This is a genomic window from Pseudomonas sp. BJa5, assembly GCF_030272875.2.
Taxonomy (GTDB): Bacteria; Pseudomonadota; Gammaproteobacteria; order Pseudomonadales; family Pseudomonadaceae; genus Aquipseudomonas.
Window position 1 is genome coordinate 25,356 of record NZ_JALRNG020000004.1, and the last position, 20,520, is coordinate 45,875.

16 protein-coding genes are annotated in these 20,520 nt (G+C 63.0%); 5 read left to right on the forward strand and 11 right to left on the reverse strand.

What is annotated here, in order from left to right; genetic code table 11:
- Positions 1–21 precede the first annotated feature (21 nt).
- From M2D63_RS03205 to M2D63_RS03235, 7 genes are all read right to left on the reverse strand, one after another.
- Positions 22–912 carry an ABC transporter permease subunit gene (locus M2D63_RS03205; RefSeq protein ID WP_285861344.1) on the reverse strand — a complete coding sequence of 297 codons (891 nt, stop codon included), beginning with the start codon at positions 910–912 and terminating at the stop codon, positions 22–24.
- Positions 909–1,829, reverse strand: a complete 921-nt coding sequence (locus tag M2D63_RS03210; RefSeq protein WP_285861345.1) for an ABC transporter permease subunit — start codon at positions 1,827–1,829, stop codon at positions 909–911. Before M2D63_RS03210 ends, M2D63_RS03205 begins: the two co-directional genes overlap by 4 nt.
- Positions 1,826–2,968, reverse strand: coding sequence for an ABC transporter ATP-binding protein (locus M2D63_RS03215; protein WP_285861346.1), 1,143 nt, complete (start codon positions 2,966–2,968; stop codon positions 1,826–1,828). The genes M2D63_RS03210 and M2D63_RS03215 overlap by 4 nt, the downstream gene beginning before the upstream one ends.
- Before the next feature lie 59 nt (positions 2,969–3,027).
- The gene (locus M2D63_RS03220; RefSeq protein ID WP_285861347.1) at positions 3,028–4,122 is read right to left on the reverse strand and encodes a polyamine ABC transporter substrate-binding protein; all 1,095 of its coding nucleotides are present in this window, start codon (positions 4,120–4,122) and stop codon (positions 3,028–3,030) included.
- 160 nt (positions 4,123–4,282) lie between these two features.
- Positions 4,283–5,380, reverse strand: coding sequence for a polyamine ABC transporter substrate-binding protein (locus M2D63_RS03225; protein ID WP_285861348.1), 1,098 nt, complete (start codon positions 5,378–5,380; stop codon positions 4,283–4,285).
- A gap of 174 nt (positions 5,381–5,554) precedes the next feature.
- Entirely contained in the window at positions 5,555–6,913 is a 1,359-nt protein-coding gene (locus M2D63_RS03230) for an aspartate aminotransferase family protein (protein WP_285861350.1), read from the reverse strand.
- Between the two features lie 47 nt (positions 6,914–6,960).
- A complete protein-coding gene (locus M2D63_RS03235; protein WP_285861351.1) occupies positions 6,961–8,319 on the reverse strand; it encodes a glutamine synthetase family protein in 1,359 nt (452 codons plus the stop codon).
- Positions 8,320–8,919: 600 nt separating this feature from the next.
- Between M2D63_RS03235 and M2D63_RS03240 the strand changes: the two genes are divergently transcribed.
- Positions 8,920–10,296, forward strand: coding sequence for a glutamine synthetase family protein (locus tag M2D63_RS03240; RefSeq protein ID WP_285861352.1), 1,377 nt, complete (start codon positions 8,920–8,922; stop codon positions 10,294–10,296).
- A gap of 66 nt (positions 10,297–10,362) precedes the next feature.
- Here M2D63_RS03240 and argA read toward each other — a convergent pair whose 3' ends face one another.
- Together argA and argE are read right to left on the reverse strand one after the other, a co-directional pair.
- A complete protein-coding gene (gene argA, locus M2D63_RS03245; RefSeq protein WP_285861353.1) occupies positions 10,363–11,661 on the reverse strand; it encodes an amino-acid N-acetyltransferase in 1,299 nt (432 codons plus the stop codon).
- A gap of 114 nt (positions 11,662–11,775) precedes the next feature.
- The gene (gene argE / locus M2D63_RS03250; protein ID WP_285861354.1) at positions 11,776–12,933 is read right to left on the reverse strand and encodes an acetylornithine deacetylase; all 1,158 of its coding nucleotides are present in this window, start codon (positions 12,931–12,933) and stop codon (positions 11,776–11,778) included.
- Positions 12,934–13,059: 126 nt separating this feature from the next.
- On the opposite strand from argE, the gene M2D63_RS03255 reads away from it, so the two are divergent.
- Positions 13,060–14,427: an inorganic triphosphatase gene (locus M2D63_RS03255; RefSeq protein WP_285861355.1), complete on the forward strand. Its 1,368-nt coding sequence runs from the start codon at positions 13,060–13,062 to the stop codon at positions 14,425–14,427.
- A gap of 3 nt (positions 14,428–14,430) precedes the next feature.
- Here M2D63_RS03255 and M2D63_RS03260 read toward each other — a convergent pair whose 3' ends face one another.
- Positions 14,431–14,901: an Lrp/AsnC family transcriptional regulator gene (locus M2D63_RS03260; protein ID WP_285861356.1), complete on the reverse strand. Its 471-nt coding sequence runs from the start codon at positions 14,899–14,901 to the stop codon at positions 14,431–14,433.
- Between the two features lie 125 nt (positions 14,902–15,026).
- Between M2D63_RS03260 and M2D63_RS03265 the strand changes: the two genes are divergently transcribed.
- The 3 genes from M2D63_RS03265 (at position 15,027) to M2D63_RS03275 (ending at position 17,515) form a co-directional block, all read left to right on the forward strand.
- Positions 15,027–15,338 (forward strand): hypothetical protein, encoded by a 312-nt coding sequence (locus tag M2D63_RS03265; RefSeq protein WP_285861357.1) that lies wholly within the window; start codon positions 15,027–15,029, stop codon positions 15,336–15,338.
- Between the two features lie 108 nt (positions 15,339–15,446).
- The gene (locus M2D63_RS03270; protein ID WP_285861358.1) at positions 15,447–17,141 is read left to right on the forward strand and encodes a GspE/PulE family protein; all 1,695 of its coding nucleotides are present in this window, start codon (positions 15,447–15,449) and stop codon (positions 17,139–17,141) included.
- Between the two features lie 53 nt (positions 17,142–17,194).
- A complete protein-coding gene (locus tag M2D63_RS03275) occupies positions 17,195–17,515 on the forward strand; it encodes a DUF2388 domain-containing protein (RefSeq protein WP_285861360.1) in 321 nt (106 codons plus the stop codon).
- A 96-nt stretch (positions 17,516–17,611) separates the two neighbouring features.
- Here M2D63_RS03275 and gcvP read toward each other — a convergent pair whose 3' ends face one another.
- Positions 17,612–20,485 carry an aminomethyl-transferring glycine dehydrogenase gene (gcvP, locus tag M2D63_RS03280; protein ID WP_285861361.1) on the reverse strand — a complete coding sequence of 958 codons (2,874 nt, stop codon included), beginning with the start codon at positions 20,483–20,485 and terminating at the stop codon, positions 17,612–17,614.
- Positions 20,486–20,520 lie beyond the last annotated feature (35 nt).

Below are 20,520 nucleotides of genomic sequence, written 5' to 3' on the forward strand. Positions count from 1 at the left end.
TGTCCCGCGATGCTTTTCAGATCACGCCGAAACGGCGGCCGGCGCGCTGCGCACGTCCGGTTGCTTCCAGGAATCGGCCGCGCTTTCCTCGATGGCCTGCTGGATCGCCCGGCGACGACGCTCTTCGGCCTGGCGGCTGAAGTACCAGACCATGAAGGTCACCAGCGACACCGACAGCAGGATCAGGCTGGCCACCGCGTTGATTTCCGGCTTCACGCCCAGACGCACGGCAGAGAAGACTTCCATCGGCAAGGTGGTCGAACCCGGACCGGACACGAAGCTGGCCAGTACCAGGTCGTCCAGCGACAGGGCGAAGGACATCATGCCGCCCGCCGCCAGCGACGGCGCGATCATCGGGATGGTGATCAGGAAGAACACCTTCCACGGCCGCGCACCGAGGTCCATGGCCGCCTCTTCGATGGACAGGTCCAGCTCACGCAGGCGTGCCGACACCACCACCGCCACATAGGCCGCGCAGAACGTGGTGTGGGCGATCCAGATGGTGACGATGCCACGCTCCTGCGGCCAGCCGATCATCTGCGCCATGGCCACGAACAGCAGCAACAGCGACAGACCGGTGATCACCTCGGGCATCACCAGCGGCGCGGTGACCAGGCCACCGAACAGGGTGCGGCCCTTGAAGCGGGTCACCCGGGTCAGCACGAAGGCCGCCAGGGTACCCAGCGCCACGGCGGCGATCGCGGTGTAGCAGGCGATCTCCAGCGAGCGCATCACCGAGCCCATCAGTTGGCTGTTGTCGAGCAGGCCGACGTACCATTTCACCGACCAGCCGCCCCACACCGTCACCAGCTTGGAGGCGTTGAACGAGTAGATCACCAGGATCAGCATGGGCAGGTAGATGAACAACAAGCCCAGGATCAACATCAGCTTGGAGAAACTGAAACGCTTCATGCCCTGCCCTCCATCTCTTTGGCCTGACTGCGGTTGAAGAGCAGGATCGGTACGATCAGGATCGCCAGCATCACCACCGCCAGGGCCGAAGCCACCGGCCAGTCACGGTTGTTGAAGAACTCTTGCCAGAGCACTTTACCGATCATCAGGGTTTCCGGACCGCCGAGCAGTTCAGGAATGACGAACTCACCGACCACCGGAATGAACACCAGCATGCAGCCGGCGATGATGCCGTTCTTCGACAGCGGCACGGTGATCTTCCAGAAGCTGTTGAAGGTGCTCGAACCCAGGTCCGATGCGGCTTCCAGCAGGCTCGGGTCGTGCTTCACCAGGTTGGCGTAGAGCGGCAGGATCATGAACGGCAGGTAGGAATAGACCACGCCGATGTAGACCGCCAGGTTGGTGTTGAGGATCTGCAACGGCTGGTCGATCAGGCCCAGCCACATCAGGAAGGCGTTGAGCAGGCCGTTGTTGCTGAGGATGCCCATCCAGGCGTACACGCGGATCAGGATCGCCGTCCAGGTCGGCATCATGATCAGCAGCAGCAAGACGGTCTGGGTCTCCTTGCGGGCGTTGGCGATGGCATAGGCCATCGGATAGCCGATCAGCAGGCACAGCAAGGTGCTGAAGAAGGCAATCTTCAACGAACCGAGGTAGGCAGAGATGTACAGCTCGTCCTCGGTCAGCAGGCCATAGTTGGCCAGGTTGAGCACCAGTTGCACCTTGTCTTCAACGTAGCTGTAGATCTCGGTGTACGGTGGAATGGCCACGTCCGCTTCAGCGAAGCTGATCTTCAGGACGATGAAGAACGGCAGCATGAAGAACAGGAACAGCCAGATGAACGGCACGCCGATCACCATGTGGCGCCCCTCGGGTTTCAACCGGTTGAAGGCTCGCGTGAGCTTGCGCATGTTCATGACCGCAGTACCACGCCGCTGTCGTCTTCCCACCAGACGTAGACCTGGTCACCCCAGGTCGGGCGGGCGCCCTGGCGTTCGGCGTTGGCGACGAACGACTGGACGATCTTGCCGCCAGGCAATTCGACGTAGAACACCGAGTGGCCGCCCAGGTAGGCGATGTCGTGGACCTGGCCGCGCGACCAGTTGTGCTCGCAGGTCGGTGCCGTAGTAGTCACCAGCAGCTTTTCAGGGCGCAGGGCGTAGGTGATGCGCTTGTCTTCCACCGAGGTGGTGACCCCGTGGCCGACGTAGATCTTGCGCTCCAGCTCCTTGCTGGCAATGACCGCGTGGCCTTCGGCGTCTTCGACCACTTCACCGTCGAACAGGTTGACGTTGCCGATGAATTCGCAGACCAGACGGCTGGTCGGGGTCTCATAGACGTCGATCGGGCTGCCGATCTGGGCGATCCAGCCCAGGTGCATGATGGCGATGCGCTGGGCCATGGTCATGGCCTCTTCCTGGTCGTGGGTCACCATCACGCAGGTCACGCCGACCCGCTCGATGATCTCCACCAGCTCCAGTTGCATCTGCGAGCGCAGTTTCTTGTCCAATGCACCCATCGGCTCATCGAGCAGCAGCAGCTTCGGACGCTTGGCCAGGGAACGGGCCAGGGCCACACGCTGGCGTTGGCCGCCGGAGAGCTGATGCGGCTTGCGCTTGGCGTACTGGGTCATGTGCACCAGCTTGAGCATCTCGCCGACGCGCGCGTCGATCTCGGCCTTGGGCATGCGGTCCTGCTGCAGGCCGAAGGCGATGTTCTGCGCCACGGTCATGTGCGGGAACAGCGCATAGGACTGGAACATCATGTTGATCGGCCGCTCGTAGGGCGGCATGTCGGTGATGTCCACGCCGTCGAGGAAGATCCGCCCCTCGGTGGGCCGTTCGAAGCCGGCGAGCATGCGCAGCAAGGTGGATTTGCCCGAACCCGAGCCGCCGAGCAGGGCGAAGATCTCGCCCTTCTTGATCTCCAGGGACACATCGTCCACGGCGACTGTTTCGTCGAACTTCTTCGTGACCCGGTCGATTTTGACCAGCACCTGTTTAGGTTGCTGATCGCCCTCGAGGGCTTTCTTATAGGCACCGGAGGCAACTGCCATTTGTGGAACTCCCAACAAGATTTTTTGCACCCGCCCCTGCCGTGACGGATCCTGGATATTTACTTGCCCGACTTGACCTTGGTCCAGCTGCGGGTCATCAAACGTTGCACTTTGGGCGGTAACTCAGAGTTGACGTACAACTTGTCCAGCACTTCTTGCGGTGGATAAACCGCTGCGTCGGTTCGCACGCTCTGGTCCATCAGATCGCCAGCCTTGGGGTTCGGGTTGGCATAACCGACGTAATCACTGACCTGGGCAATCACCTCAGGCTTCAGCAAATAGTTGATGAAGGCATGGGCCTCTTTGACATGGGTCGAATCCTTGGGAATCGCCAGCATGTCGAACCAGAGGTTGGCCCCTTCTTTGGGAATCGCATAAGCCACGCTCACACCCTTGCCGGCTTCCTGGGCCCGATTCCTGGCCTGGAAGATGTCGCCGGAGAAACCGGCGGCCACACAGATGTCGCCGTTGGCAAGGTCGGAGATGTACTTGGACGAATGGAAGTAGGTCACGTACGGGCGCACGGCCAGCAGTTTCTGCTCGGCATCCTCGTAGTCCTTGGGGTTGGTGCTGTTGGGATCGCGGCCCATGTAGGCCAGCACCGCCGGCAGCATTTCGTCCGCCGAGTCGAGGAAGGCGACGCCGCAGGCCGAAAGCTTCTTGATGTTTTCCGGCTCGAACAGCACAGACCAGGAGTCGATCGTGTCGGTGCCCAGCACTGCCTTGACCTTCTCGACGTTGTAGCCGATACCGTTGGTGCCCCACAGGTAAGGCACGGCGTACTGGTTACCCGGATCGTTCTTCTCCAGGCGCTTCATCAACGCCGGGTCGAGGTTCGCGTAATTGGGCAGCAGTGACTTGTCGAGCTTCTGGAAAGCGCCCGCCTTGATCTGCTTGCCGAGGAAATGGTTGGACGGCACGACCACGTCATAGCCGCTACGACCGGCCAGCAGCTTGCCTTCCAGGGTTTCGTTGGAGTCGAAGACATCCTGTACCGGTTTGATGCCGGTGGCTTTTTCAAAGTCCGCAAGGGTGGTCTGACCGATATAGTCCGACCAGTTATAAATGTGCACCGTGGGCGCCGCTTGGACGCTGACCGCCAGCGTCATACTCGCTCCAGCCAGCAGGGCCTTGCGAAATACAGAATTAGACAAGTGGGTAGTCCTCACAATAGTGCCCGTAGCAAACGGCATAATTACCTGCCGTATTTGCAAACCGGCGCGCAACTTACCTTCGATGCACTCATGTCGCAAAAAAAATTAACTCTTGGAGCACCCTGGGCGTGATTTACACCGCCCAGGGCTTCAAACCGGCTTACTTGCCCGACTTGATCTTGGTCCAGCTGCGGGTGATTTCGCGCTGGGCAGTCTTCTCCGGTGCCTTGATGGCGTACAGCTTGGCCTTCACTTCATCGGACGGGTAGATGGCCGGATCGCTGGTGATGTCCTTGTCCACCAGCGGGGTGGCGGCCAGGTTGCCGTTCGGGAAGCGCACGGCATTGGTGATGCCGGCCATCACTTCCGGCTGCATCAGGAAGTCCATGAACTTGTAGGCGGCCTCGACGTTCTCGGCGTCTTTCGGAATGGCGACCATGTCGTAGAAGGTACCGGCACCTTCCTTCGGAATGGTGTAGCTCAGCTTGACCTTGTCGCCGGCTTCATGAGCACGGGCCTTGGACTGCTCCAGGTCACCCGAGTAGCCCACGGCCACGCAGATGTTGCCGTTGGCCAGGTCCGAGATGTACTTGGAGGAGTGGAAGTAGGTGATCGAAGGACGGATCTTCAGGAACAGCTCCTCGGCCTTCTTCAGGTCTTCCTTCTTGGTGCTGTCGCTCGGCAAGCCCAGGTAGTGCAGCGCGGCCGGGAGCATCTCGGTCGGTGCATCGAGGAAACTTACACCGCAGCTTTTCAGCTTCTCGATGTTCTCAGGCTTGAACACGGCATCCCAGGAGTCGATCTTGTCGACGCCCAGCGCGGCCTTGACCTTCTCCGGGTTGTAGCCGATGCCGATGGAGCCCCACATGTACGGGAAGGCGAACTTGTTGCCCGGGTCGCTGGCATCGCCGACGGCCTTGAGCAGTGCAGGGTCGAGGTTCTTCCAGTTGGGCAGCTTGGAGCGGTCCAGTTCCTGGTAGACGCCGGCCTTGATCTGCTTGGCCAGGAAGTTGTTCGACGGCACGACCACGTCGTAGCCGGACTTGCCCGCCAGCAGCTTGGCTTCCAGGGTTTCGTTGCTGTCGAAAACGTCGTAGACGACCTTGATACCGGTCTGCTTCTCGAAATTGGCAACGGTATCCGGTGCGATGTAATCGGACCAGTTGTAGACGTGCAGCACTTTGTCATCCGCTTGAACAGCACTGGCCATGGCGCCCATCAGGGACACAGCCAACAACGTCTTGCCCATTTTCTTCATGCGTAATGCTCCAGAATTTTTTATTTAGCCATCTGTTCAGCGGCCGGCTCTCTGCGGCGCAAGCAAGCACTGGGCGACTGAAACAGTCGCTAGTCTGGCAAGTTCCAAGGCGCTCTTTCAAGGAAAGAGCGGCCTTGGATCACATTGATGCCACTACGCTAGCCTAGCACTTGGCTATTTCAGCGCTTCAAGCGTCAAGTCCAGGCATTTGCGTGCCTTTTCCACCAGCTCGTCGATCTCGTCACGGCTGATCACCAGCGGTGGCGCGATGATCATGGTGTCGCCCACTGCGCGCATGATCAGGCCATTGTCGAAGCAGAACTGCCGGCAGATCATGCCCACGCCCTTGCCTTCGTAACGCGCGCGGGTTGCCTTGTCCTTGACCAGCTCGATGGCACCGAGCATGCCCAGGCCACGGACCTCGCCCACCAGCGGGTGATCGTTGAGCTCGCGCAGACGTTTCTGCAAATACGGTGCCGTATCGTCCTGGACCCGCTCGATGATCTGCTCGTCGCGCAGGATCCGCAGGTTTTCCAGGCCCACCGCGGCGGCCACCGGGTGACCGGAGTAGGTGAAGCCGTGGTTGAAGTCGCCGCCTTCGCTCAGAACCTTGGCCACTTCGTCACGCACGATCACACCGCCCATGGGGATGTAACCGGAGGTCAGGCCCTTGGCGATGGTCATCAGGTCGGGCTTGAGGTCGTAGTAGTCGGAGCCGAACCACTCACCGGTACGACCGAAGCCACAGATCACCTCGTCGGCGATGAACAGGATGTCGTACTTGGCGAGGATCTCCTTGATCTTCGGCCAGTAGGTGTCTGGCGGAATGATCACCCCGCCGGCGCCCTGGATCGGCTCGGCGATAAAGGCGGCGACGTTGTCTTCGCCGACTTCGAGGATCTTCTTCTCCAGCTGTTCGGCCGCCCAGACGCCGAACTCGTCCGGGGTCATGTCACCGCCTTCGCCGAACCAGTACGGCTGCGGGATATGCACGATGCCCGGCAGCGTGCCGCCCTGCGCATGCATGCCGCTCATGCCGCCCAGGGCGGCACCGGCCACGGTGGAGCCGTGGTAGCCGTTGATGCGGCCGATGATCACCTGCTTCTGCGGCTTGCCCTTGAGCGCCCAGTAGTGGCGGACCATGCGCAGGTTGGTGTCGTTGCCTTCGGAGCCGGAACCGGTGAAGAACACATGGGTCATGCCTTCAGGCGCCACGTCAGTCACCGCCTTGGCCAGCTCCAGCGCTGGCGGGTGGGCGGTCTGGAAGAACAGGTTGTAGTACGGCAGCTCGCGCATTTGCGCGGCGGCCTTTTCCACCAGCTCTTCACGACCATAGCCGACCGCCACGCACCACAGGCCCGCCATGCCGTCGAGGATCTTGTTGCCCTCGCTGTCCCACAAGTGCACGCCCTGGGCCTTGGTGATGATCCGCGGCCCCTTTTCCTTCAGCTGCTTGTAGTCGCTGAAAGGCGCGAGGTGATGCTCGCTGCTCAAGGCTTGCCACTCACGGGTTTGCGGGTTGTTGACGCTCATGTGCTTCTCCGTTTGTTGACGGCCGCGGTCCTGCGGCTCCGGGTTGGTCAGACCGCAAACAGCAGGAACTCACGTTCCCAGGAGCTGATTACGCGTTTGAAGTTTTCATGCTCGGCGCGCTTGGTGGCGACGTAGCCGGTAATGAATTTCTTGCCCAGGTACGGCTCCAGCGCCTGGCAGTTCTCCATGCGCTCGAGTGCATCCTCGATGGTCAGCGGCAGGCGCAGGTTACGGCGCTCGTAACCACGGCCCTGCACCGGCGCGCTTGGCTTGATGCCTTCGACCATGCCGATGTAGCCGCACAGCAGGCTCGCGGCGATGGCCAGGTAAGGGTTGGCGTCGGCGCCCGGCAGGCGGTTCTCGACCCGGCGGTTCTGCGGGCCGGCATCCGGCACACGCAGGCCGACGGTGCGGTTCTCTTCGCCCCACTCGACGTTCACCGGCGCCGAGGTGTCGGGCAGGAAACGGCGGAACGAGTTGACGTTCGGCGCAAACAGCGGCAACACCACCGGGATGAACTTCTGCAGGCCGCCGACGTGATGGAGGAACAGCTCGCTCATGCGGCCCTCTTCGTCGGAGAAGATGTTCTTGCCGGTGTGCACATCGATGATGCTCTGGTGCAGGTGCATGGCGCTGCCCGGCTCGCCGGTCATGGGCTTGGCCATGAAGGTGGCGGCCACGTTGTGCTTGAGCGCCGCTTCACGCATGGTGCGCTTGAACACCAGGATCTGGTCGGCCAGGGCCAGGGCGTTGCCGTGACGGAAGTTGATTTCCATCTGCGCGGTGCCGTCCTCGTGGATCAGCGTGTCCAGGTCCAGGTTCTGCAGTTCGCACCAGTCGTAGACGTCCTCGAACAGCGGGTCGAATTCGTTGGCCGCTTCGATGGAGAACGACTGGCGACCGGTTTCCGGGCGGCCGGAACGGCCGATCGGCGGCTGCAGCGGGAAATCCGGGTCCTCGCAGCGCTTGGTCAGGTAGAACTCCATCTCCGGCGCCACGATCGGCTGCCAGCCCTTGTCGGCATAGAGCTTGAGTACTTTCTTGAGCACGTTGCGCGGCGACAGCTCGACCGGGTTGCCCTGCTTGTCGTAGGTGTCGTGGATCACCTGGGCGGTAGGCTCGATAGCCCAGGGCACGAGAAACACCGCGTTCTCGTCGGGGCGGCAGACCATGTCGATGTCGGCCGGGTCGAGCAATTCGTAATAGATGTCGTCATCGACGTAGTCGCCGGTAACGGTCTGCAGCAGCACGCTCTCGGGCAAGCGCATGCCTTTTTCGGCGATGAACTTGTTGGTCGGCGAAATCTTGCCGCGGGTGATCCCGGTGAGGTCGCTGATCAGGCACTCCACTTCGGTGATCTTGTGCTCTTTCAACCAATCGGTGAGCTGGTCGAGGTTGGTACTCATAAATACCTCAGGAGGCAAATGTCTGGACAGTCGTCAGGACAGCCGCAATAGGCCGTCCCAGACATTCTGTATCCCGCACGGAGGTAAAGCAAAAGCCAGGCGCGGTGATACCCCAGGCATTACCCGCAACGCTGGCGAGCCCGCTATAGTGATGGCAGAGGATATTCAAGGGAGCGTCGGCAACGGGCAGGTGGCCCTGGCCGTCAATTATTTCAGCCGGGGCATACAGCGCCGCCGCGGTGCGATAGCCACCCGCGTGGAATGCGTGCAAACCGTTCTGCGAACGGCAGGCGTTGATGCCGCTTGTCGGCAGTCGTGACATGGTAACCCCGGGTATTATTGGTGTTATGGGTTGCCACCGAGCTTAGCCTTGTTCATTTTTTTACACAACACCCCCGTAAAAAATAGAACACGGCCCGCTCAAAACCGCCGCTACCGTACGAAAGCAGTCCTTGTCGTCGCCCTCAATTGCAGCAAAAATGCCGCTTGAGGGCCATTTTAGGGCATCATGGGGTTGGCTTGACTTCAGCATGGCTTTCCGTTTGACTGGACCTGCAAGCCCCCATTGATTGATATTTTTAACAACAAAGGTGTTGCATCATGTCGGTACCCCCGCGTGCCGTTCAGCTTAACGAAGCGAACGCGTTCCTTAAGGAACATCCTGAGGTTCTCTACGTTGACCTTCTGATTGCAGATATGAATGGTGTGGTGCGTGGCAAGCGCATTGAGCGCACCAGCCTCCACAAGGTTTACGAGAAAGGCATCAACCTGCCGGCCTCGCTCTTCGCATTGGATATCAACGGCTCCACGGTCGAAAGCACCGGCCTGGGCCTGGACATCGGCGATGCCGACCGCATCTGCTATCCAATCCCGGACACCCTGTCCAACGAACCCTGGCAGAAGCGCCCGACCGCGCAGCTGCTGATGACCATGCACGAACTCGAAGGCGAGCCGTTCTTTGCCGACCCGCGGGAAGTCCTGCGCCAGGTCGTGAGCAAGTTCGACGAGATGGGCCTGACCATCTGCGCCGCGTTCGAGCTGGAGTTCTACCTGATCGACCAGGAGAATGTGAACGGCCGTCCACAGCCGCCACGCTCGCCGATTTCCGGCAAACGCCCGCAATCGACCCAGGTCTACCTGATCGACGACCTCGACGAGTACGTCGACTGCCTGCAGGACATCCTCGAAGGCGCCAAGGAGCAGGGCATTCCTGCCGACGCCATCGTCAAGGAAAGCGCCCCGGCGCAGTTCGAAGTCAACCTGCACCACGTTGCCGACCCGATGAAGGCCTGCGACTACGCGGTACTGCTCAAGCGCCTGATCAAGAACATCGCCTACGACCATGAAATGGACACCACCTTCATGGCCAAGCCGTACCCAGGCCAGGCGGGTAATGGTCTGCACGTCCATATCTCGGTGCTGGACAAAGATGGCAAGAACATCTTCACCAGCGAGGATCCCGAGCAGAACGCCGCGCTGCGTCACGCGATCGGCGGTGTGCTCGAGACCCTGCCGGCGTCGATGGCGTTCCTCTGCCCGAACGTCAACTCGTACCGCCGTTTTGGCGCCCAGTTCTATGTGCCCAATGCCCCGAGCTGGGGGCTGGACAACCGCACGGTAGCCCTGCGTGTCCCGACCGGCTCGCCGGATGCCGTGCGCATCGAACACCGCGTTGCCGGTGCCGACGCCAACCCGTACCTGCTGATGGCTGCCGTACTGGCGGGCGTGCACCATGGTTTGAGCAACAAGATCGAACCAAGCACCCCAATCGAAGGCAATGCCTACGAGCAAGTGGAGCAAAGCCTGCCGAACAACCTGCGCGATGCCCTGCGCGAGCTGGACGACAGCGAGATCCTCAACAAGTACATCGATCCGAAGTACATCGACATCTTCGTCGCCTGTAAGGAAAGCGAGCTGGAGGAGTTCGAACACTCCATCTCCGACCTCGAGTACAACTGGTACCTGCACACCGTTTGATGGCCTTATCGCGGGGCAAGGCCGCTCCTACAGGAGCCTGTAGGAGCGGGCTTGCCCCGCGATGGCTTACAACGCCTTCTCGAATATCTTCGAATTACGCTGATAGTTGTACAGCGACGCCCGCGCCGCCGGCAGCCGCTCGACCCCGCTGGGCACAAACCCACGCTCGCGGAACCAGTGCGCGGTCCGGGTCGTCAGCACGAACAGGGTATTGAGCCCCATCTCCCGCGCCCGGGTCTCGATGCGTTCGAGCAACTCGTCACCCCGGCCACCATGGCGATACTCGGGATTCACCGCCAGGCACGCCAGCTCCCCGGCCTCGGAGTCGGCAATCGGGTACAGCGCCGCACAGGCGATGATCATGCCCTCGCGCTCCACCACGCTGAACTGCTCGATTTCGCGCTCCAGCACTTCGCGCGAGCGCCGCACCAGGATGCCCTGCTCTTCCAGCGGGCTGATCAGGTCAAGCAAGCCACCGACATCCTCGATCGCCGCTTCACGGACCTTCTCGAACTGCTCCTGGGCCACCAGGGTGCCGCCACCGTCACGGGTGAACAGCTCGGTGAGCAAGGCGCCGTCTTCGCTGTAGCTGACGATATGGCTGCGTGCCACGCCGCCACGGCAGGCCTCGGCGGCGGCGTCGAGCAATTCGGCCTGGTAGTCGCTGCCCAGGCGTTGCAGGTGCGCCGGCACCTGCTGCGGGCGCAACTCGCGCACCAGCCGGCCTTGCTCGTCGATCAGGCCGCGTTCGGCGCCGAACAGCAGCAACTTGTCGGCGCCCAGCTCGATGGCGGCGCGGGTGGCGACGTCTTCGCAGGCCAGGTTGAAGATCTCACCGGTCGGCGAGTAGCCCAACGGCGACAGCAGTACGATGGAGCGCTCGTCGAGCAGGCGGTTGATGCCCTTGCGGTCGACCCGGCGTACTTCGCCGGTGTGGTGATAGTCCACGCCTTCGAGCACGCCGATCGGCCGGGCGGTGACCAGGTTGCCGGAGGCCACGCGCAGGCGCGAGCCCTGCATCGGCGAGGCGGCCATGTCCATCGACAGGCGGGCTTCGATGGCGATGCGCAGATGGCCCACGGCATCGATCACGCATTCCAGGGTGGCGGCATCGGTGATGCGCATGCCGCGGTGGTAGTGCGGGGTCAGGCCACGGCTGGCCAGGCGGCTTTCGATCTGCGGCCGCGAGCCATGCACCAGCACCAGGCGCACACCCAGGCTGTGCAGCAACACCAGGTCGTGGACGATATTACCGAAGTTGGGGTCCTCGACCCCGTCACCGGGCAGCATGACCACAAAGGTGCATTCGCGGTGGGCGTTGATGTAAGGCGAAGCATGACGCAGCCAATTGACGTAATCGGGCATAACCAGAGAGCCTGTAGAAAAGGGGACAAAAACGGGAAAGCACACAGCGCTCGAAGGGTTATCGTCGGAACAGGCTTGGCGTCACGCGCAATCTCCTCTGCAAAACGGCCGAACTCAGCGGGCAATTACCGGGCTGAGGCAATAATGTTCGATCAACTCACGCAATAGACGCACGGTAGGCTGCAAGCGTGACATTTCAAGGTACTCGCCCGGCTGGTGGGCACAGCTGATATCGCCCGGACCCAAGACCAGGGTCTCGCAACCCAGGCGCTGAAGATAAGGCGCTTCGGTGCCAAAGGCCACCGCTTCAGCCCGATGGCCGGTCAGACGTTCGGCCAGGCGCACCAGTTCCGCGTCCGCCGCTTGCTCGAACGGCGGCACCTCGGGGAACAGCGGCGCATAGTCGATGCGCACCTGATGCTGCTCGGCCAGGGGCGCGATTTTCTCCCGGATGGCCGCGCGCAGGGCCTCCGGGTCCATGCCCGGCAGGGGCCGCAAGTCGAACTCCAGGGCGCACTGGCCGCAGATCCGGTTGGGGTTGTCGCCGCCGTGGATGCAGCCGAAGTTCAGGGTCGGTTGCGGCACGCTGAACTGGGCGTTGTTGAATTGCTGCTGCCATTGTCGGCGCAGCCCCATCAGCTCGCCCATGACCTGGTGCATGGCTTCCAGCGCGCTGTGACCGAGGCTGGGATCCGACGAATGGCCGCTGCGCCCGAGGATATCGATACGCTCCATCATCACGCCCTTGTGCAGGCGGATCGGCTTGAGCCCGGTCGGCTCGCCGATCACCGCCGCCCGCCCCAGCGGTCGGCCGGCTTGCGCCAGGGCACGGGCGCCGGACATCGAGCTCTCTTCATCGCAGGTGGCGAGGATCAGCAGCGGTTGCTTGAATTCATGAGCCAGCAAGGGCTGCACCGCCTCGATGACCAGGGCGAAGAAGCCTTTCATGTCGCAGCTGCCCAGGCCCACCCAGCGGCCGTCGACCTCGGTCAGCTTGAGCGGGTCGGTCTGCCACAGCTGCGGATCGTAGGGCACCGTGTCGCTGTGCCCGGCCAGCACCAGCCCGCCCGGGCCGCTGCCGCGGCTGGCCAGCAGGTTGAATTTGCCCGGGGTCACCTGCTGGATGTCACAGGCGAAACCCAGGTCCCCCAGCCACCCGGCCAGCAGGTCGATCACCGCACGGTTGGACTGGTCCAGCGCAGGCTGGGTACAGCTGACCGATGGCGTGGCAATCAGGGCGGCGAACTGCTCTTTGAGCGATGGCAACGGCATGCGCTTTCTCCTTGGGCGAACCTCATCATAGGGCCATCCGGCACCGTGAATAAACCGCCGCGAGCCGACTCCTGTACACTGCACCCCCAAGACGCTCCCTGTCATCCGAGCCTGGATCTACCAGCAATGCATAAAGAAACCGAAATCAAACTGCGGGTCAGCCGCGAGACCCTCGCCGCCCTGCGCGAACACCCATTGCTGAACAAGCGCAACAAGTCCGGCTGGCAAAGCCGCGAGCTGCTCAACCAGTACTTCGACAGCCCGGAGCGCGACCTGGCAGCGGCCAAGGTCGCCCTGCGCCTGCGCCGCGACGGCGACGTGGTGATCCAGACCCTCAAGACCCGCGGCCAGAGCGTCGCCGGCCTGTCCCAGCGTAACGAGTTCGAGTGGCAACTGCCCAAGGCCAAGCTCGACCTGAAAAAGCTCGACGACCAGTGCTGGCCTGCCCAGCTGGCCGAGCTGGACAAAAAAACCATCAAGCCGCTGTTCACCACCGACTTCACCCGCCAGTACGCGGAAATCGCCTGGGGCCGTGGCAAGGCCAAGGTGGTGATCGAAGCGGCCCTGGACCTGGGCAGCGTGGTCGCCGGCAAGCAGAAGGAAGAGATCTGCGAGCTGGAGCTGGAACTGCGCGAAGGCGCGCCTGAAGCCCTGCTGGAGCTGGCCGCCGAGCTGTCGGCCGCCCTGCCGCTGTTCCCTTGCGACATCAGCAAGGCCGAGCGTGGTTACCGCCTGCTCGACCCTGCCAGCTACGCCCTGCGCCTGCCGGCCGCCGAACTGAGCGCAGAAATGCCCCTGGACGACGCCGTAGCGGCGCTGGCCTGGCAACTGCTGGGCGCCAGCCAGCGCCTGGCCGAGCAGTACCAGTTCAACGGTCACTGGCGTCTGCTGCAGGACTGGGTCCAGGTCCTGGCCGAACTGCGTGCCCTGATCGGCAGCCTGGGCCAGGCCGCCCCGCGCGCCACCACTCGCACCCTGCGTGCCAGCCTCGATGCGCTGCTGGAAGACTGGCGTCCGCTGGTACTGGCCGGCAACGACGATGAAGACGTGCGCCGCGCCGCGCCCGAGCAATTCGCCGACGAGCTGCTGGACACCCGCTGGGGCCAGTTCTCCCTGGAAACCTCGCGCTGGCTGCTGGCCCGTGGCTGGACCATGGAACGCAACAAGCGCGGCGACCGTCAGGGCGCCGCCCAGCTCACCAACTGGCTGAACGTACTGCTGGCCGATGAGGCCAACGCCCTGCAACTGCCGCTGTACCATCGCCAGCCGGAAGACCTGGCCGAGCAGTTGCCGCGCATCGAGCGCCTGCTGGCCTGGCTGCACCACGCCCGCCAGGTGCTGGAGAGCCCGGACCTGGACCGTCTGTTCGGCGAGCTGAACAAGCTGCACGAACTGGCCGAACTGCCGATCAGCGACGAAGTCCTCGAAGCCCGCGAACAGCAGGCCATGGCCGTGTTCCAGAGCCGTGGCTGGAAACACCTGCTGCGCAAGTAAGGGCTAGCGCATGACCGGAAGACTGGTCGTGGACTTGATCTCGGACAAGGCCACGATCGAGTTGACCTCCTGGATCCCCGGCACCATCGACAGCTTTTCGAAGAAGAACCGTTCGTAGGCTTCGATGTCCGGGGTGACAATGCGCAACAGAAAGTCCACCGCCCCCATCAGTACATAGCACTCCAGCACCTCGGGAAAGCCGCGGATCGCCTCGGTGAACTCGGTGAAATTGGAGCGGCCGTGGGCATTGAGTTTGACCTCGGCGAAAATCTGCGTGTTCAGGCCGATCTTCTTGCGGTCGAGCAGGGTCACCTGGCCGCGAATCACCCCCTCCTCCTTCAGGCGCTGGATCCGCCGCCAGCACGGCGACTGCGACAGCCCCACCCGTTCGGCGATCTGCGCACTGGACAGCGAGGCATCCTCCTGCAGCAAGGCCAGGATCCGTCGATCATAGGCGTCCAACTCGCTCTGCATAATTATTTCTCCAACGCTCAACAAGGCGAATTGAGTAATTCAGTTTCAAGCCTTTGCGATCGATCATAGAGAAAAAATGCCCGGTTGCGCATGTAAAAATTCCCCTATCGATTCAGGAGAACTACATGAGCGCACTCGAACGCTTCGACAGCCCCGTTACCCCATTGCGCGACGATGTCTGGGCTGCCAGCGCCGCCCACAGCAGCGTGCGCTACCACCTGCAGGTGGAGGCCGAGCCCGATAGCCTGTGCCGGGTGCTCAACCTGTTCGCCCTGCAGTTCCTCACCCCCCATCAGGTACGGATGAGCCGCCAGGACGACCTGCTCGCGATCGACATCGAGATTGCCGGGTTGAGCTGGCACCGCGCCGAACTCATTGCACAAAAAATGCGCAACCTGATCTGCGTCGACGAGGTCCGCTTGCAGCCCTGCCATTGATGTAGCCGAGGCGGGAAATGCCAGGCAACGTTTCCCGGCCTTGCTAAATCCCAAAGCCAGCTAATCTTGTCAGTGCCACCCCTTCAGGCAGCTTGGCAAGGACGCCTCATGACTGTCACCTCCGAGGACCGCTGGCTGAGCCTGGATGGCCTGCTGGACGACCTGCTCGATGCCCGGCTCATTCCTCCACACACTGCCCGGGCACTGCGCAGCCAAGGCCTTGCCGCCGACGACCACCCGCTTGAATTCATCGCCCGCCAGGGCCTGCCAGACCCACGCCAGCCCGGCCAGCGCCTGGATATGGTAACCCTGTGCCAATGGTTGGCGGCACAAGCCGGCCAGCCCTACCTGTACATCGATCCGCTGCAACTGGACCTGGCGTCCACCTTCGGCCTGATGTCCGCAGCCTTTGCCCGGCGCCACGGCCTGCTGGTTGTCGCGGTCGAAAGCCATGGCGTCACCGTGGCCAGCGCCGAGCCTTATGTCAGCGCCTGGGAAGCGGACCTGACCCAGGTGTTGCGGCGCCCGATCAAGCGCGTGCTGGCAAGCCCGGCGCAGATCCGCCAGTTCAGCCAGGCGTTTTTCCAACTGGCCCGCTCGGTCAATGGTGCCAGCCGCCAGCAAGCCTCACCTGTGCATAACCTTGAGCAACTGCTCGAGCTCGGTAGCGACGAACGCCAGCACGATAGCGATGACGCCCACGTCGTCACCCTGGTCGACTGGCTGTTGCAATACGCCTTCGAGCAACGGGCCAGCGACATTCACCTGGAACCCCGGCGCGACCAGGGTCAGTTGCGCTTTCGCATCGACGGTTTGCTGCACCCGGTCTACCAGTTTCCGGCCGAAGTCACCCTGGCGGTGGTCAGCCGCCTGAAAACCCTGGGCGGCATGAACGTCGCCGAAAAACGCCGACCGCAGGACGGCCGGATCAAGACCCGCCTGCCGACCGGCAACGAGATCGAGCTGCGCCTGTCTACCTTGCCCACCACCTTCGGCGAGAAGCTGGTGCTGCGCATCTTCGACCCGCTCCTGCTGCAGCAGGACTTCGCCCAGCTCGGCCTGGACGGCGAAAACCTTGCGCACTGGCAGGCCATGATCGGCCAGCGCCATGGCCTGGTCCTGGTCACCGGCCCCACCGGTTCCGGCAAGACCAGCACCCTGTATGCCACCCTCAAGTACCTGGCCACCCCACAGGTCAACCTGTGCACGGTCGAAGATCCGATCGAGATGGTCGAGCCACAGTTCAATCAACTGCAGGTACACCCGGCCATCGACCTGGGTTTTGCCGAGGGCGCCCGGGCCCTGCTGCGCCAGGACCCGGACATCATCATGATCGGCGAGATCCGCGACCTCGAAACCGCCCAGGTGGCGTTCCAGGCGGCACTGACCGGGCACCTGGTGCTGTCCACCCTGCACACCAACGACGCCTGCGGCGCCATCAGCCGCCTGCTGGAGCTCGGTATTGCCCCGCATCTGATCAAGGCCGGGCTGGTCGGGGTCATGGCCCAGCGCCTGGTGCGCACGCTGTGCCTGGCCTGCAAGGCGCCGACAGCAGCGGGCTACCAGGCCAGGGGCTGCAACGAATGCCGGCAGACCGGCTATCACGGGCGCACCGGCATACACGAACTGCTGCGCCTGAGTGACACCCTCAATGCTGCCATTTGCGCCGATATGGACCTCGCAACGCTGCGCCGGCAGGCGCTCGTCGAGGGCCTGCGTAGCCTGCATGACAACGGTGCGCAGAAGGTTGCAGCAGGCCTTACATCGCAGGCCGAGGTATTGCGCGTGGCGTCAGGGAACTAGCTGCAGGCGGGCAGATCAAAGCGCGCAGATCACCTCAGTTGGAGTTACCCCGAATGCGTTCCAAACTTGCAGTCGCAACCCTTGCCCTGCTCTCCCTGCCCGTCGGTTCGGCCATGGCCGACGACACCTTCTGGCAAAATGTCATTTCCTCCGGCGCAACGACCGCCTCCAGCTACCTGACCTCCAGGGATCACAAACTGGTCGTCGCCGCCCAGGATGACGCCGGCAGCTTTGTCGCCAGCAACGGCGCCATTCGCGGCCCTTACCTGGAATCGGCGATGCAGAAGGTTCGCGCCGAGAATCCAGAGCTGCAAGTCAGCGACATGGAACTGGCCAACGCCATCCTGGCCAAGAACGCTGTAGCCAGCGAGTAACCTCGCAACCTATCGCAGGCTACGCCAGCTCCCACAGGTAAGGCCCACAAAAAGCCTTGTGGGAGCTGGCGAAGCCTGCGACCGGCGATGCACCGTTCAGCGATAATCCTCCACCGGCACACAAGCGCAGAACAGGTTCCGGTCACCGAACACGTTGTCCACCCGGTTAACCGCCGGCCAGTACTTGTGCAAGCGCGCATGGTCACTCGGCGCAATGCCCTGGACGATACTGTAGGGTCGCTCCCACACCCCCAGCACATCTGCCAGCGTATGCGGCGCATGTTTGAGCGGGTTGTCCTCGGCCGGCCAGTTGCCGTCCTGCACCTCGCGAATCTCCGCACGAATGCTCAGCATCGCCTCGATGAAGCGATCCAGCTCGGCCTTGGACTCACTTTCGGTCGGCTCCACCATCAAGGTGCCCGGCACCGGGAACGACATGGTCGGGGCGTGGAAGCCATAGTCCATCAGGCGCTTGGCCACGTCCTCTTCACTGATGCCGGTCAGCGCCTTCAACGGTCGCAGGTCGAAAATGCACTCATGGGCCACCCGCGCATTGCGCCCCCGATACAGCACCGGGAACGCCTCGTTCAGGCGCTCGGCCAGGTAGTTGGCCGAGAGGATCGCCACCTCGCTGGCGTCCGCGAGCTGCGGCCCCATCATGGCGATGTACATCCAGCTGATCGGCAGGATGCTCGCACTGCCCCAGGGCGCGGCGCTGACTGCGGTGTTCTGTGGATCAGGCCCGGGCACCGGAACCACCGGATGGCTGGCCACGAAGGGTGCCAGATGCGCGCGCACGCCAATCGGCCCCATGCCCGGACCACCGCCGCCATGGGGAATGCAGAAGGTCTTGTGCAGGTTCATGTGCGAGACATCGGCACCGATGTCGGCCGGCCGAGTCAGGCCGACCTGGGCGTTGAGGTTGGCCCCGTCCATGTACACCTGGCCGCCCTGTTGGTGGATCACCGCGCAAATCTCGCTGATGCCCTCCTCGTACACACCATGGGTCGAGGGATAGGTCGCCATCAGGCAGGACAGGTGCTCGCCCGCCGCCTTGGCCTTGGCCTTGAGGTCGGCGAGGTCGACGTTACCCGCGTCGTCGCACTCGACGATCACCACGCGCATGCCGGCCATCTGCGCCGAAGCCGGGTTGGTACCATGGGCCGACGAAGGGATCAGGCAGATATCGCGGTGCGGCTGGTGACGGCTGCGGTGATACTTGGCGATCGCCATCAACCCGGCGTACTCGCCCTGGGCACCGGAGTTGGGCTGCATGCAGATGGCGTCGAAACCGGTGATCGCGCACAGCCAGCGCTCCAGCTCGTCGATCATCGCCTTGTAGCCCTGCACTTGCGCGGCCGGGGCAAAGGGGTGAATGGCGGCAAAGCCGGGCCAGGTGATCGGGATCATCTCGCTGCTGGCGTTGAGTTTCATGGTGCAGGAGCCCAGGGGAATCATCGACTGGTTCAGCGCCAGGTCCTTGTTCTCCAGCTGCTTGAGGTAGCGCAGCATCTCGGTTTCGCTGTGATGCAGGTTGAACACCGGATGGGTCAGGAAGCTCGAGCGGCGCACCAGGGCTGCCGGTATGCCTTCCGGCAGGGCCATGCCGTCGAGGGTGGGGATGTCCAGGCCGTGGTCGGCACCGAGGAAGATGTCGAACAGGCGCAGCACGGTGGACTCGTCACAGGTCTCGTCGAGGCTCACGCCCAACTGGCCGCCCCCGAGAATCCGCAGGTTGATCTGCGCCGCTTCGGCGCTCTGGATGATTGCCGTCTGGCTGCCGCCGACCTCCAGGGTCAGGGTGTCGAAGAAGTGCTGGTTGAGGCGCTTGATGCCCTTGCTCTCGAGGCCCGCGGCCAGGACGAAGGTCAGCGCATGGACCCGCTGGGCGATCCGCTGCAGGCCTTCAGGCCCGTGATACACGGCATAGAAGGCGGCAATGTTGGCCAGCAGCACCTGGGCGGTACAGATGTTGGAGTTGGCCTTCTCCCGGCGGATATGCTGCTCGCGGGTCTGCAGGGCCATGCGCAGGGCCACGTTGCCGCGGGCATCCTTGGATACCCCGATGATGCGCCCCGGCATGGCCCGCTTGAACTCGTCACGGCAGGCGAAATACGCAGCGTGGGGCCCGCCATAGCCCATGGGCACGCCAAAGCGCTGGGACGAGCCCAGCACCACATCGGCGCCCTGTTCGCCCGGCGGGCACAGCATCAGCAGGCTCAGCAGGTCGGCAGCCACGCAGGCCAGGGCCTGCTGTTTGTGCAGTTGCTCGACCAGAGGGCGCAGGTCGCGGATCTCGCCATGGGTGTCCGGGTACTGCAGCAAGGCGCCGAACACCTTGTAGTTGCCCAGGTTCTCCACCGCGTCGACGACCAGCTCGAAGCCGAAGCCTTCGGCGCGGGTCTGCAGCACCGACAGGGTTTGCGGATGGCAGTGCTCATCGGCAAAGAACTGGTTGCTCTTGGACTTGGCCATGCGCTTGGCCAGGGCCATGGCCTCGGCCGCCGCCGTGGCTTCATCGAGTAACGAAGCATTGGCCAGATCCAGCCCGGTGAGGTCGATGATCATCTGCTGGAAATTCAACAGCGCTTCCAGGCGGCCCTGGGCGATCTCCGGTTGATAAGGCGTATAGGCTGTGTACCAGCCCGGATTCTCGAGGACGTTGCGCAGGATGACGGTCGGCGTGATCGTGCCGTGATAGCCCATGCCGATCAGGCTGGTCCACACCTGGTTCTGCTCGGCATAGCCGCGAAGCTTGGCCAGGGCGGCCTGCTCATCCAGGGCGGCGGGCAAATCCAGCGGCCGGTTCAGGCGGATGCCCGGTGGCACGGTCTGTTCGATCAGTTCACTACGGCTGCCCAGGCCCAGGGCCTCGAGCATGGCCTGCTGCTCCAGGGCATCGGGGCCCAGGTGGCGACGCAGGAAAGGATTGGGGTCGTGCAGTTGGCTCAGGGACGGCGATTGGGACATAGCGGCTCTCTCTTCCTCGACCAAGCCCCGAGCAG

What these genes read in the sequence shown, in the direction of transcription:
- M2D63_RS03235 (WP_285861351.1), bottom strand. Translation starts at nt 8,319, where the DNA reads ATGAGTACCAACCTCGACCAGCTCACCGATTGGTTGAAAGAGCACAAG.
- M2D63_RS03230 (WP_285861350.1), bottom strand. Translation starts at nt 6,913, where the DNA reads ATGAGCGTCAACAACCCGCAAACCCGTGAGTGGCAAGCCTTGAGCAGC.
- M2D63_RS03275 (WP_285861360.1), top strand. Translation starts at nt 17,195, where the DNA reads ATGCGTTCCAAACTTGCAGTCGCAACCCTTGCCCTGCTCTCCCTGCCC.
- argA (WP_285861353.1), bottom strand. Translation starts at nt 11,661, where the DNA reads ATGCCCGATTACGTCAATTGGCTGCGTCATGCTTCGCCTTACATCAAC.
- gcvP (WP_285861361.1), bottom strand. Translation starts at nt 20,485, where the DNA reads ATGTCCCAATCGCCGTCCCTGAGCCAACTGCACGACCCCAATCCTTTC.
- M2D63_RS03260 (WP_285861356.1), bottom strand. Translation starts at nt 14,901, where the DNA reads ATGCAGAGCGAGTTGGACGCCTATGATCGACGGATCCTGGCCTTGCTG.
- argE (WP_285861354.1), bottom strand. Translation starts at nt 12,933, where the DNA reads ATGCCGTTGCCATCGCTCAAAGAGCAGTTCGCCGCCCTGATTGCCACG.
- M2D63_RS03205 (WP_285861344.1), bottom strand. Translation starts at nt 912, where the DNA reads ATGAAGCGTTTCAGTTTCTCCAAGCTGATGTTGATCCTGGGCTTGTTG.
- M2D63_RS03240 (WP_285861352.1), top strand. Translation starts at nt 8,920, where the DNA reads ATGTCGGTACCCCCGCGTGCCGTTCAGCTTAACGAAGCGAACGCGTTC.
- M2D63_RS03210 (WP_285861345.1), bottom strand. Translation starts at nt 1,829, where the DNA reads ATGAACATGCGCAAGCTCACGCGAGCCTTCAACCGGTTGAAACCCGAG.
- M2D63_RS03270 (WP_285861358.1), top strand. Translation starts at nt 15,447, where the DNA reads ATGACTGTCACCTCCGAGGACCGCTGGCTGAGCCTGGATGGCCTGCTG.
- M2D63_RS03215 (WP_285861346.1), bottom strand. Translation starts at nt 2,968, where the DNA reads ATGGCAGTTGCCTCCGGTGCCTATAAGAAAGCCCTCGAGGGCGATCAG.
- M2D63_RS03265 (WP_285861357.1), top strand. Translation starts at nt 15,027, where the DNA reads ATGAGCGCACTCGAACGCTTCGACAGCCCCGTTACCCCATTGCGCGAC.
- M2D63_RS03225 (WP_285861348.1), bottom strand. Translation starts at nt 5,380, where the DNA reads ATGAAGAAAATGGGCAAGACGTTGTTGGCTGTGTCCCTGATGGGCGCC.
- M2D63_RS03255 (WP_285861355.1), top strand. Translation starts at nt 13,060, where the DNA reads ATGCATAAAGAAACCGAAATCAAACTGCGGGTCAGCCGCGAGACCCTC.